The 12,372-nt window shown below is 70.1% G+C and carries 12 protein-coding genes; 8 read left to right on the top strand and 4 right to left on the bottom strand.

Going from position 1 to position 12,372, the window contains the following annotated elements:
* The first annotated feature begins 276 nt into the window (after positions 1–276).
* Complete coding sequence (locus tag V8688_RS28700) at positions 277–1,227, top strand: LysR family transcriptional regulator (protein ID WP_342802105.1); 951 nt, start codon at positions 277–279, stop codon at positions 1,225–1,227.
* Here V8688_RS28700 and V8688_RS28695 read toward each other — a convergent pair.
* The 4 genes from V8688_RS28695 to V8688_RS28680 form a co-directional block, all read right to left on the bottom strand.
* A complete protein-coding gene (locus tag V8688_RS28695; protein WP_218718139.1) occupies positions 1,203–1,826 on the bottom strand; it encodes a TetR family transcriptional regulator in 624 nt (207 codons plus the stop codon). The genes V8688_RS28700 and V8688_RS28695 overlap by 25 nt on opposite strands.
* Before the next feature lie 16 nt (positions 1,827–1,842).
* Positions 1,843–2,607 (bottom strand): ABC transporter permease, encoded by a 765-nt coding sequence (locus V8688_RS28690; RefSeq protein ID WP_218718138.1) that lies wholly within the window; start codon positions 2,605–2,607, stop codon positions 1,843–1,845.
* Positions 2,604–3,338, bottom strand: a complete 735-nt coding sequence (locus tag V8688_RS28685) for an ABC transporter ATP-binding protein (protein WP_218718137.1) — start codon at positions 3,336–3,338, stop codon at positions 2,604–2,606. Before V8688_RS28685 ends, V8688_RS28690 begins: the two co-directional genes overlap by 4 nt.
* Positions 3,339–3,411: 73 nt before the next feature.
* On the bottom strand, positions 3,412–4,932 hold the full coding sequence (locus V8688_RS28680; protein WP_218718136.1) for a multicopper oxidase domain-containing protein: 1,521 nt from the start codon (positions 4,930–4,932) through the stop codon (positions 3,412–3,414).
* A 212-nt stretch (positions 4,933–5,144) separates the two neighbouring features.
* Between V8688_RS28680 and V8688_RS28675 the strand changes: the two genes are divergently transcribed.
* The 7 genes from V8688_RS28675 to tyrS all read left to right on the top strand — a co-directional run bounded on the left by V8688_RS28675 (position 5,145) and on the right by tyrS (position 11,995).
* Complete coding sequence (locus V8688_RS28675; protein WP_218718135.1) at positions 5,145–6,323, top strand: FAD-dependent oxidoreductase; 1,179 nt, start codon at positions 5,145–5,147, stop codon at positions 6,321–6,323.
* A 32-nt stretch (positions 6,324–6,355) separates the two neighbouring features.
* Positions 6,356–7,234, top strand: a complete 879-nt coding sequence (locus V8688_RS28670; RefSeq protein WP_218718134.1) for an RNA polymerase sigma-70 factor — start codon at positions 6,356–6,358, stop codon at positions 7,232–7,234.
* Between the two features lie 54 nt (positions 7,235–7,288).
* On the top strand, positions 7,289–8,437 hold the full coding sequence (locus V8688_RS28665) for a low temperature requirement protein A (RefSeq protein ID WP_316574124.1): 1,149 nt from the start codon (positions 7,289–7,291) through the stop codon (positions 8,435–8,437).
* A gap of 34 nt (positions 8,438–8,471) precedes the next feature.
* Positions 8,472–9,104: a DNA-3-methyladenine glycosylase gene (locus V8688_RS28660; protein WP_218718132.1), complete on the top strand. Its 633-nt coding sequence runs from the start codon at positions 8,472–8,474 to the stop codon at positions 9,102–9,104.
* A gap of 73 nt (positions 9,105–9,177) precedes the next feature.
* Entirely contained in the window at positions 9,178–9,603 is a 426-nt protein-coding gene (locus tag V8688_RS28655) for a DoxX family protein (RefSeq protein WP_218718131.1), read from the top strand.
* A gap of 159 nt (positions 9,604–9,762) precedes the next feature.
* Positions 9,763–10,638, top strand: coding sequence for an alpha/beta hydrolase (locus V8688_RS28650; protein WP_342802104.1), 876 nt, complete (start codon positions 9,763–9,765; stop codon positions 10,636–10,638).
* A gap of 70 nt (positions 10,639–10,708) precedes the next feature.
* Positions 10,709–11,995, top strand: coding sequence for a tyrosine--tRNA ligase (gene tyrS, locus V8688_RS28645; RefSeq protein WP_342802103.1), 1,287 nt, complete (start codon positions 10,709–10,711; stop codon positions 11,993–11,995).
* The last annotated feature ends 377 nt before the right edge of the window (positions 11,996–12,372 follow it).

Raw genomic sequence — 12,372 nt, 5'->3', positions numbered from 1 at the left:
CGGCCAGCGCGGCCACCGCGAAGGCCCCGGCCCGCAGCTGCGTCACCGCGAGCAGGGCGAACGAATCCATCGCGATCCGGCTGCCGAGGGCACTGACCCCGAACGAGGTCCACAGCCGGGTGAAATCGCGGCCGAGTCGGGGCGCCCAGACGGCGGTGCTACGCATGCCCGACACCGAATCACCGCGCACCCCAGCCGATCAAACAACCGCAGCGCGCGATGCGCACAACCCGCGGTTGTCCGCCGAAGTCCGCGCGCCTGTCTAGGGTGGGTGCCGTGGATTTCCGAGCCGTCGCCACCTTCGTCGCCGTCGTCGACACCGGGCAGTTCCAGGAGGCCGCGGCCGATCTCGGCATCAGTCAGCAGGCGGTGTCCAAGCGCATCGCGGGCCTCGAGGCCGAGTACGGCACCCAGCTGTTCCGCCGCACTCCGCATGGCGCCGAGCTGACCGCGACCGGCCGGATGCTGCTGCCGCACGCCCGCGAAATCCTGCTGGCCTGCCGCCGCGCGGAGGCAGCGCTGCGGCCGCCGACGCGACCGCTGCGCGTCGACGTCATCGCCACCCGGGTCGGTTCGGCCGCCCTGTTGCGGCGTTTTCATCACGCCCATCCCGCCGTGCAACTCGACGTGCTGACCCTGCGCGGGGACGCCGCCCTGCGGGCGGTCGCGGACGGCGAGATCGACGCGGCGCTGCTGGCGGTCGCGACGCCGCTACCGGAGGCCGTCCTCGCCCGCCGGGTCTACGACGAACCGCTGCAGCTGCTCGTCGGCTCGGAACATCCTCTGGCCGAACGGCATTCGATCCGGCTGGCCGAACTGCGCGAGGTGCGCCTGTGGATGCCGGGTTTGGCGCCCGGCACCGAATGGGACGCCTACTACCGCGACCTGACCGCCGACTTCGCCCTCGACATCGACCGCGCCGGACCCAATTTCGGGATGGAACACCTCCTCGACACGATCGGCGACGACCCACGGACCGCGACTCTGATCGGCGTCGACACCCGCATCGACGCCGGATCGCGCCGCACCCTGCGCCGCATCGAGCTGACCGACCCGACCCCCTGCTACCCCTGGTCGGTCTGCGTGCGCGCCGACGACCAGCATCCGGCCGTGCCCACCCTGCTCGACCATCTCGCCCGCGACCGCCCCGCCGAACCGGCCGACCGCTGGCTACCGCCGTGGGCGCCCGCCGAAAGCCTGCCTCACCGGATCTCGCCGGTCAGGTAGCGCTGCACCGTGGGACCGACCGCGGCGACGACCTCGTCGATCGGCATCGAGGCCAGCGGCTCGATGTCGACGATCTTGCGGGCGGTGAGCAATCCGACCATCTGCGACGCCGCCAGCGCCACCCGCGCGCGGCCGTCGTCGGTGGGGGTGGCGATCCGCACGCGCACCCGCTCGAGCACGACCTGGAGCAGGAACGTTCGGGCCAGATTCGTCTCGCCGCCGCCGAAGATGCTGCGCACCATGGCCACGATGCCCGGCCCGGCGGGGGAGTCCCACACCCCGACCACCGCGCGCACGATCGTCGGCCCGAGCTCGTCCAGCGGCGCGCGATCGACCGCGGCCAACGTCGCCTCCGGGTCGGCAGGGAACGCCACGACGGCGGCGAACAACTGCTGCTTGGTGCCGAAATAGTGGTGCACCAGGGCGGGATCGACATCGGCGTCGCCGGCGATCGCCCGGATCGAGGTCTTGTCGAAACCGGTGTCGGCGAACCGGATCCGGGCCGCGTCGAGAATCGCCGCGCGGGTATCGGTATTGCCGGGCCTGCGCCCGGTCCGACCGGAGCGCGCAGGGCCCGTACCGGATTCGCCGTCACTCACCGTGTCTCCTTGTCCGTCAGGGGGTCCGTCGACGCAGGGTAGCCGCGCCCAGGCACAGGGCGACCACCGCGAACCCGGCGACGATCGCGATGTCCACCCACATGGTCGCGGTCGGCTCCGGATGCAGCGATACCTGCTGCAGCGCGTCCACCGCATAGCTCAACGGCATCACATTGCTGATCGCCTCCAGCCAGTCGGGCAGCCGATCGCGCGGAACGAGCAAGCCGCACAGGAAGATCTGCGGGGCCACGACCACCGGCATGAACTGCACGGCCTGGAACTCGGTGCGCGCGAACGCGCTGGCCAGCAGGCCCAGCGCCACCCCGCAGACCGCGTCGACCATGGCGATGAGCATGACCCAGCCGGGATTGCCCGCCGCGTTCATCCCGAGCAGCCAGAACGCGACCAGGCAGGCGACGGCGGCCTGCGCGGCGGCGGCCAGCGAGAAGGCACTGCCGTAGCCCGCCAGCAAGTCGAGCTTGCGCAACGGGGTGGTGAGCAGACGCTCGAGCGTGCCCGAGGTGCGTTCGCGCTGCATCGCGATGGCGGTGATCAGGAACATGACGATGAACGGCAGGATCCCGAGCATGGTGATGCCGACCCGGTCGAAGATCGTCAGCGGGGCGTGCGGCGGGCCCGGGGCGTCCTGATAGATGAAGTACAGCAACGTCATCAGCAGCGCCGGGACCACCAGGATCATCGCCACGGTGCGGTGATCGTTGCGCAGCTGCCGCAGGATCCGGCCGGTGGTGGCGGTATAGGGGCGCAGGGTGGTACTCATGCGCGCTCTCCCATCGTGATCAGGGTGAGGAAGGCGGTCTCGAGGTTCTGTTCCTCGGTGCGTTCACGCAGTTCGTCGGGGCTGAGCTGGGCGAGCAGGTGGCCGTCGCGCATCAGCAGTAGCCGATCGCAGTGGTCGGCCTCGTCCATCACGTGACTCGAGACGAGCAGGGTCGTTCCCGCCGCGGCCAATTCGCGGAACTGCTTCCACAGCTCCACCCGCAGCACCGGGTCGAGCCCGACGGTCGGTTCGTCCAGGACCAGCAGCTCCGGTCTGCCGACCAGCGCGCAGGCCAGCGACGCCCTGGTCTGCTGCCCGCCCGAGAGCTGGTCGCCGAGCTGATCGGCGTACTCGCCCAAACCGACTGCGGTGAGCGCGGATTCGACGTCGTCGCGGTCGCGGCCGTAGAGCGCGGCGTAATAGCCGACGTTCTCGCGGACGCTGATGTCGGCGTAGATGCTCGGCGCCTGGGTGACGTAGCCGACCCGGCGCCGCAGCCCGGCGCTGCCCGCCGGTTCGCCGAGCACGGTGACGCTGCCCGATTCGATGATCTGTGTGCCGACGACGCTGCGCATCAGGGTGGTCTTGCCGCAGCCGGACGGGCCGAGCAGGCCGGTGATCGAGCCGCGCGGGATGTCGAGGGTGAGCCCGTGCAGGACGGTGCGTTTTCCGCGAGTGACGGTGAGTCCGTCGACCCGGATCGCGGTCGGTGGCGGAGCGGGGTGCGACATGGTCGCCTCAATTCATCGAGTGTTGAATTCACTACGTGATGAATTTAGCGCGACCCTGTCGGCGGGACAAGGGTCAGTGCGCGTGTCGAGGGGGTGTCCCGGCCTGTTGACCAGGCTCGACGACCACGAACTGGCCCATCATGCCCAGGTCCTCGTGCCAGAGCAGATGGCAGTGATACATGTACGGCGTGTCCGGGTCGGCGGGTCCGTCGAAGCGCAGCGCCAGCGTCGCGGTGGTGTTCGGCGGGAGGAAGATCGTGTCCTTGGCGCCGGTCAGCTCGGGCGGCGGCGGGGCGCCCGCGTAGTCGAGCACCCGGAACTGCACGTCGTGGACGTGGAAGTTGTGCGGCATCCCGTCGGCATTGCGGACCACCCATTTCTCGGTCGTGCCGCGGGTGACGGTCGCGTCGACGCGGTCCATCGCCATCGGCGCGCCGTTGATGCCGGCGAGGGTGAGATCGAAGTGGCGCTCCACCGCGGTGTCGGAGCCGTCCGGCGTCGACGGCGGGACGAGGGTGTCGGGCAGCGCGGGGGAGGGGCGCAGCGCGTCGGCGGCTCTGAGCTCGAGGACGTCGAACCGGTCGTCGCCCCCGGAGAACCGGTTGGTCCAGAAGTCCAGGCCGACGTCGAGTTGCTCGCTGCGCAGCACCGCGCGCTCACCCGGGTGCATCCGCACCACGATCTCGGCGCGCTCGCCCGGCGAAAGGCGCACGGCCGTCATCGTTTCCGGACGTTCGAGCAGGCCGCCGTCGGAGGCGATCAGCGAGAACCGCTTGCTGTCGCGGAAGGCGAAGTTGTAGATCCGCGCGGTCGAAGCGTTGAGCAGGCGCAGCCGGACCAGCTCGTCGCCGACCTCCTGGTACGGCGCGAGGGTGCCGTTGACCAGCAGTCGATCACCGAGGAAGCCGACATCGCGGAAGGTCGCGTGGCTGCCGTCGAAGCGGTCGCCGCGCAGGCGGATATCCTGCACGATCACCGGGATGTCGTCGACGCCGTAGGCGTCCGGCAGCGGCAGGGCGGTCGCCGCGTCGTCGTCGACGAGGAACAGGCCCGCCAGGCCGCGGCGGACGTGATCCTCGGTCGCGCCGTGCGGGTGCGGGTGGTACCACAGCGTCGAAGCCGGTTGCGCGACAGTCCATTCCGGTGTCCACGTCTGGCCCGCGTCGACCATCTGGTGCGGTCCGCCGTCCATCTTCGCCGGTAGGTGCATGCCGTGCCAGTGCACCGTCGACGCCTCGGGCAGCTGGTTGCGCACGCGGACCCGCACCTGCTCGCCGCGCGCCGCGCGCAGGGTCGGGCCGAGGTAGCTGCCGTTGAATCCCCAGGTCTCGGTCGACCGGCCGGGCTCGAATTCGGTGGTGCCGGAACGCATGTCGAGGGCGAACACCCGGGCGCCGTCCGGGTCGACGGTCGAGGGTGCCAGCGGGGGGATCGCCAGCGGCCGCGCGAATTCCGTGGTGCCGACGGTGGAGACGTCGGCACGGGCCCAGGTCCAGGTCACCAGCCCGGCGATCGCGAGCACCAGGGTGAGGGCGAGCGCGCCCGCGCCGAGCAGTATCCGGCGCACGCGGCCGGGGCGAGAAGGGGAAGCCATGTCCCGACGGTAGGGACGGTGCCGGGGCGCGCACATCGGGATGATTCCCCCACCCGACCCTGGCTCGCACCCTGATCGGATCGACATCCGGGCTGGTCACCGTGGATTTCCGGGTCCCCGGCAGGTTGTGTGATGTGAGTCACAAAGACGAGGTGTCACGTTCCTGCGAGGTCGTTTGTCCTATCGACATCCCACCGACAAGGAGCACCGCAATGAACACAACCACGCACCGCATCGTCGTCCTCGGCGCCGGCTACACCGGCATGCTGGCCGCGATCCGCCTTGCCCGGCGGACCCGCAAGCTCGACGTCGCGATCACCCTGGTCAACCCGTCGGCGCGGTTCACCGAGCGGCTGCGGATGCACCAGATCGCCGCCGGTCAGGAACTGGCGAACCACCACATCCCGGATCTGCTCGCCGGCACCGGGATCGATTTCGTGCAGGGCCGGGCGATCGCCGTCGACCCGGACGCGCGCCGTGTACACGTCGAGGGCATCGGCGAGCTCGCCTACGACGAACTGGTCTACGCCCTGGGCAGCACCACCGACACCACCACCGTCCCCGGTGTCGCCGAGCACGCCTGGACCCTGAACGATCCTCGCCTGGCGCACGAATTCGCCGGCGAACTCACCGCGCTCGCCGCGACCGGCGGTGCGGTGACGGTGTGCGGCGGCGGCCTGACCGGCATCGAGGCGGCCACCGAGATCGCCGAGAGCCACCCGGGCCTGCGTGTGACCCTGATCAGCTCGTCCGAGCCGGGCGCCATGATGGGGCAGCAGGCGCGTGCCCACCTGAACAGGGTGATGGACCGGCTCGGCATCGTGCGCGCGACCGGCCTGCGCGTCACCAAGGTGCTGCCCGACGCGGTCGAGCTCGCCGACGGCACCAGGGTCGAGGCCGATCTCACCCTGTGGACAAGTGGCGTGCGGGTCTCGCCGCTGGCCGCCGAGGCGGGCATCGCGACCGACGAGCGCGGCCTGATCGTCGTCGACCCCACCCTGAAGTCGCTGTCGCACCCCACGGTTCACGCGATCGGTGACGCCGCCGCGATCCACCAGGCCTGGGGACAGATCCACGGCACCTGCCAGAGCGGCCTGCCCACCGCCGCCTACACGGCCGACGCGATCGCCGCCGAGCTGCGCGGCAAGAAGGTGCGGCCGTTCCGGTTCGGCTACTTCCACCAGCCGGTGAGCCTGGGCCGCCGCGACGCGGTCATCCAGTTCACCAACGCCGACGACACCCCGCGCCGGTTCTACCTGACCGGCTGGGCCGCCCGGACCTACAAGCAGATGGTCAGCAGCAGCCCCGTCCCGACGTTCAAGGCCAGCCGGAAGATGATCATGAACGTCCAGCTGTCCAAGGGCGGCAAGGCGACTCGCGCCACCGCGTGAGCGAACCGAGCGAGCATGCCATGGTTGACCCCATGCCAGACCAGGATCCCTTCCTCGAGCACCGCAGGCTGCTGTTCTCGACCGCCTACCGCATGCTCGGCACCGTCACCGATGCCGAGGACATCCTGCAGGACGCGTGGATCAAGTGGAACGCCACCGATCGCGCCGCCGTCGAGCACCCGAAGGCGTACCTGGTCCGCACGGTCACCAACCTGTCGCTGAACCGGCTCACCTCCGCCAGGGTGACCCGCGAGACCTACGTCGGCCCCTGGTTGCCCGAGCCGGTGCTGACCTCACCCGACATCGCCGAGGACACCGCTTTGGCCGACACCGTCTCCACCGCGATGCTGGTGGTCCTGGAAACCCTGACCCCCGTCGAACGCGCGGTCTTCCTGCTGCGCGAGGTCTTCGGCTACTCGCACGCCGAGATCGCCGAGGCCCTGGACCGTTCCGAGGCGAGCGTGCGCCAGATCGCGCACCGCGCCAAGAACCACGTGCAGTCGCGGCGTCCGCGCTTCGATACCGACAAGGCCGCGCGCGCCCACATCACCGAGAGGTTCATGGCCGCCTGCGCGGGCGGCGACCTGAACGCGCTGATGGACCTGCTGGCCCCCGACGTGACCTGCTGGTCCGACGGTGGTGGCGTGGTCACCGCGGCGCGCAGGCCGCTCTACGGCCCGGACCACGTCGCCCGCTGGATTCTCGGCGTGCTGGCCAAACCGTCCTCGGCGGGTGCCGAACTCAGCGCCGCCGAGATCAACGGCGAACTCGGCACGCTCGCCTCCTTCGGCGGCAACCCCGGCGCCGCCTTCACCTTCGACCTCGTCGACGGACGCATCCAGAATCTGCGCTTCCAGGTCAACCCGGGCAAGCTGGCCGGGCTCTACCGCGGCACCGAGCTGCTCGGCTGAACCGACCGGTCGCCATGCCGCGCGGCGCTCCCGCCGCCGACCTACTATTCGCCGGTGACAGATACATCTCCGGCGCCCAGCCTCGACGGCGGGCAGGTGCGGGTCTCCACCCTCGAACTGTTCTTCGATCTCGTCTTCGTCTTCACCATCACCCAGCTGACCCATGTCTTCGTGCACCACCCGAACTGGGAGGCGCTGCTGCAGGTGGCGTTGATGTTCGGGGTGATCTGGTGGATGTACGGCGGGTACGTGTGGTTGACCAACGAGGTCGCGCCGAGCAGTTCCTCGCGCCGCACCTGGTTGCTGGTCGGCATGTCGGCGTTCTTCGTGCTCGCGCTCGCCGTGCCGGATGCCTTCCACGGCACGGGGATCGCGTTCGGCGTGGGGTACGCGCTGGTGACCGCGATCCACACGGCGATGTTCGCCTCCGCGGGAGGCGCGTCGGCGAGCCTGGCGATCCGGCGGATCGGGCCGCTGAACGCGCTGTCGGCCGCGCTCGTCCTCGGCGGCGGATTCACCCATCCGCCGGTGCAGTACCTGCTGTGGGCGGCGGCGTTCGCGGTGCAGATCCTCAGCCCGTACCTGGTCGACGCCGGCGGATTCGTGGTGCGCGCCTCGCACTTCTGCGAACGGCACGGACTGGTGATCATCGTCGCGCTCGGTGAGTCGATCGTCGCGCTCGGTGTCGGCTTGGCCGAGGAGCCGATCACGGTCGGGCTGATGGCGATGGTCGCCCTCGGTCTGGCGCTCGCGTACGTGCTGTGGTGGGCCTACTTCGGCTTCGACGACGAACGCGGCGAACACGCCCTGGCCGCACGCCCGGAGACCGAACGGGTTCGCCCGGCCCTGGTCGCCTACGACTACGCCTACTACCCGCTGCTGATCGGCGTCATCCTGACCTCGGCGGGCATCGCGCTGAGCATCGCGCACGGCGACGAGCCGGTGGGCTGGGGTGCGGCGGGCGCGCTGTCCGGCGGTGTCGCGCTCTACTTCGCCGGCCAGGCCTGGTTCCGCGCGACGCTCGGCCTGGCCGGTGCCCGCGCCAGGCTGATCGGGGCCGTCGTGGTCGCCGCGACCGCGCCGATCGGGGTGTACACGGTCGCGTGGGTGCAGCTCGCCGCGCTGGTCACCCTCGCCTACGCGGTCGTCATCCTCGACGACCGGCGCATTCTGCGCGCGGGTCAGCACAGCGCCTACGCCTGACCCGCCCGCGCCGGGATGGGTGACAATGGCGGTCGTGTCCGCTCAGGAACTGGCCGTCGATCCACCCACCGCCGCGCGCAGGCTGCTCGGCGCGACCCTGTCGTCCGGGCCGGTGTCGCTGCGCATCGTCGAGGTCGAGGCCTACGGCAGCGATCCGGCAGGCCCGTGGCCCGATCCGGCCGCCCATTCCTGGCCGGGGCCGACCGCCCGCAACGCGGTGATGTTCGGCCCCGCCGGGCGGCTCTACGTGTACCGCTCCTACGGAATCCACCTGTGCGTCAACGTGACCACCGGCTTCGACGGAATCGCCGGCGCGGTGCTGGTCCGGGCGGGGGAGGTGGTCGCCGGCGGGGAGATCGCTCGCCAACGGCGACCCGCGGCCCGCAGCGACGCCGATCTGGCGCGCGGACCGGGCAATGTCGGCAGCGCGCTCGGAATCAGCCTGGCCGACTACGGAACCGAGCTGTTCGATCCCTTCGCCGAGATCCGGCTGCACCTGGCCGAACCGGTCGCGGCGGCGCGGATCGAGGCGGGTCCGCGCGTCGGGGTGAGTGTCGCCGCCGAGGTGCCGTGGCGGTTCTGGTTGCCGTCGGCGGCGGTGTCGGTCTACCGCCGCAGTCCACGCGCTCCCGAACTCGCGCCGAAAAATTCTTCCCGGGGGCGATGAATTCCGCGGAACCGGTCCGTCCTATCTGGTGAACGCGCTACCCACCGAGCGCGACCGACCCGGAGGACACGAAATGACCACCACCGCCACCGCTTCCGCGACCTTCTCCAGCACCGCCTACCGCCCCGGCAAGATCCGCAACCGCGTCCTGTGGACCCTGCAGGTCGTGCTCGGCCTGTTCTTCATCATCGCCTCGGGCGGGCCGAAGCTGGTCATCCCGCACCTGTTGATGGACAACGCCCCCGCCAACCTGACCATCCCGATGGGGCTGCTCATCTTCATCGGCGTCGCCGAAGTGGCCGGCGGCATCGGCCTGATGGTGCCGCGGCTGGCCACCCTGGCCGCCGCGGGACTGTCGGTGCTCACCGTGCTCGCCGCCGCGACTCAGGCCTTCATCGCCGACGCGCCCTCGATGGCGATCTTCCCGCTGGCGCTGGCCGCGATCTTCGCCTGGATCGCCTACGAGCGCCGCGGCAGCCTCACCTCGCTGGTGCGGTGAGTCGCCGACCGCGCTGAGTATCGCCGGACCGTCTGGTCCGGCGATTTTCGGCGTCCGCGGACAACGGTGGGTTGTCCGCGGGCACAAGGTCTCGGCGCGGAACTCGTTGGCGAATCCTATGGGACGCAGGTCACTTCCGATGCGACGATCGAGGCCTACATGCCCGCCCCTTTCGCAGGAGACTTCGTGTTCACCTTCACCAGCAGCGACGGCATCACCATCCACGTCCGGAGCTGGTCGCCCACCGCTGCCGAACCGGTGGGCGTCGTGCAGATCGCGCACGGGATGGGCGAGCATTCCGACCGGTACAGCCACCTCGCCGCCACGCTCGTCGGCCTCGGCTACGCGGTCTACGCCGCCGACCATCGTGGTCACGGATACAGCATGTTCTCCGAACCCGGGCAGCTCGGCCCCGACGGCTGGAACCTGCTGGTCGCCGACCAGGTGACGCTGACCGGTCTGCTGCGCGAGCGTCATCCCGGTCTGCCGCTCACCCTGTTCGGGCACAGCCTCGGCTCCTTCGCGGTGCAGCAGTACCTGCTCGATCACTCCGACCTGGTCGACGAGGCCGTGCTGTGCGGTTCGACGGCGGTGGACGGGCTGTTCGACGCGATCGTGGCCGCGGGCGGCGACCTGACCACGTTCTTCAACGCGCGCTTCCAGCCGACCCGCACCGACGCCGACTGGATCAGCAGCGACGAGGCTCAGGTCGACGCCTACATCGCCGACCCGTGGTGCGGCTTCGCGGTCGACGACGCCAATATGGCGCTGCTGGCCACCACCGCCTACCAGCGCCTGACCGATCCGAGCACCGTGCGCTCCGACCTGCCGGTGTACGTCATGGTCGGCGACCAGGACCCGCTCAACGACGGCACCCGGCTGTCGGACCTGCTCGTCCAGCGCTACCGCGACGCCGGGCTCACCGACATCACCTACCGGATCTACCAGGGCGCCCGGCACGAGGTGCTCAACGAGGTCGACCGCGACCAGGTCGAGGCCGACCTCACCGCCTGGGTCACCCGGGCTCGGGTCTGAGCGCCCCGCTCGGCGAACACCGCCCGACCTGCGCGCGGGCGGCGGAACGAGTACGGAAAGATGGAACACCGTGACCGGCGACATCTTCGACGAACTGACCTGGCGCGGCCTGATCGCGCAGTCCACCGACCTGGACGAACTGCGAGCCGCGGCCGCCGCCGCGCCGCTGACCCTGTATGCCGGCTTCGACCCCACCGCGGCGAGCCTGCACGCGGGTCACCTCGTCCCGCTGCTCGCCCTGAAGCGTTTCCAGCGCGCGGGTCACCGGCCGATCGTCCTCGCCGGTGGTGCCACCGGCCTGATCGGCGACCCGCGCGACGTCGGCGAACGCACCATGAACTCCACCGACACCGTCGCCGAATGGGCGGGCCGCATCCGCTCCCAGCTCGAGCGCTTCGTCGACCTCGACGATTCGCCGACCGGCGCGATCATCGCCAACAACATGGACTGGACCGGTCCGCTGTCGACCGTCGACTTCTTGCGCGACATCGGCAAGCACTTCTCGGTGAATGTCATGCTGGCCCGCGACACCGTCAAGCGGCGGCTGGAAGGTGAGGGTATCTCCTACACCGAGTTCAGCTACATGCTGCTGCAGGCCAACGACTACCTGCAGCTGCGCCGCGAGTACGGCTGCACGCTGCAGGTCGGCGGCTCCGACCAGTGGGGCAACATCATCGCCGGCGTCGAGCTGAACCGGCGCGTCGACGGCGCGCACGTGCACGCGCTCACCGTGCCGCTGGTGACCTCGGCCGACGGCAAGAAGTTCGGCAAGTCCACCGGCGGCGGCAGCCTCTGGCTCGACCCCGAGCTGACCAGCCCCTACGCCTGGTACCAGTACTTCGTGAACACCGCCGACGCCGACGTCGTGCGCTACCTGCGCTGGTTCACCTTCCTGAGCCGCGAGGAACTCGACGCGCTCGAGCAGGCCACCGCCGAACGTCCGTTCGCGCGCAAGGCCCAGAAGCGCCTGGCCGCCGAGATGACGACGCTGGTGCACGGCGAAGCCGAGACCGCGGCGGTGGAACTGGCCAGCCAGGCCCTGTTCGGTCGCGGCGAACTGCGTGACCTGCCGGTGTCCACCCTGGGGGCCGCGCTGCGCGAGACCGCGATCGACGGCAAGGTCGCCGAAGTGGTGCCCGGCGAACCGAACACGATCGTCGACCTGCTCGTCGCCTCCGGCCTGGCCGAGAGCAGGGGAGCGGCCCGGCGGGTGGTGACCGAGGGCGGTGCGTCGGTGAACAACGAGCGCATCGGCGACATCGACTGGACCCCGTCCGACGCCGACTACCTGCACGGCGAGTGGCTGGTGCTGCGCCGGGGCAAGAAGAACATGGCCGGCGTGCGTCGCATAGCCTGATCTCGCGGTGGAGGCCTGAGTCACACCCGTGTGATTCAGGCCTGCGCGTGGGCCGGACACACGGCGCTGACCAGCGCAGTTGCCCTGCTGTCCAGGCGATTTGACGCAGCGTTTTCCGGCGCGTAACTTATTGGAAGTCAGAGCGACACGGACACCAACCCGGAGCCGAGACGCTGATCCAGAGGGTCGGCGGGCAAGGGACAACGAGGTAGGACGGGGAGCGCCTGGCGTTGCCTCGACTGTGTGACCAGCGTTACGATTGACATCGCCTGGAAGCGCAGTTAGGCTGGAACAGTTGCCCTGCAGAAGATCCGGACGAGAGCCGGTGGTTCTGCTTGTGCGTGTGTTCTTTGAGAACTCAATAGTGTGTCGATGAA

This window comes from Nocardia sp. No.11 (assembly GCF_038752175.1).
GTDB lineage: Bacteria > Actinomycetota > Actinomycetes > Mycobacteriales > Mycobacteriaceae > Nocardia > Nocardia canadensis.
Note: the sequence above shows the minus strand (reverse complement) of the source record. Positions and strands in the feature narration are given on the sequence as shown.

Excerpts from the sequence above, each read along its gene's own strand:
- V8688_RS28655 (WP_218718131.1), top strand. The coding sequence starts at position 9,178 with ATGACCACCACCGCCACCGCTTCCGCGACCTTCTCCAGCACCGCCTAC.
- V8688_RS28670 (WP_218718134.1), top strand. The coding sequence starts at position 6,356 with ATGCCAGACCAGGATCCCTTCCTCGAGCACCGCAGGCTGCTGTTCTCG.
- V8688_RS28675 (WP_218718135.1), top strand. The coding sequence starts at position 5,145 with ATGAACACAACCACGCACCGCATCGTCGTCCTCGGCGCCGGCTACACC.
- V8688_RS28690 (WP_218718138.1), bottom strand. The coding sequence starts at position 2,607 with ATGAGTACCACCCTGCGCCCCTATACCGCCACCACCGGCCGGATCCTG.
- V8688_RS28650 (WP_342802104.1), top strand. The coding sequence starts at position 9,763 with ATGCCCGCCCCTTTCGCAGGAGACTTCGTGTTCACCTTCACCAGCAGC.
- V8688_RS28685 (WP_218718137.1), bottom strand. The coding sequence starts at position 3,338 with ATGTCGCACCCCGCTCCGCCACCGACCGCGATCCGGGTCGACGGACTC.
- V8688_RS28680 (WP_218718136.1), bottom strand. The coding sequence starts at position 4,932 with ATGGCTTCCCCTTCTCGCCCCGGCCGCGTGCGCCGGATACTGCTCGGC.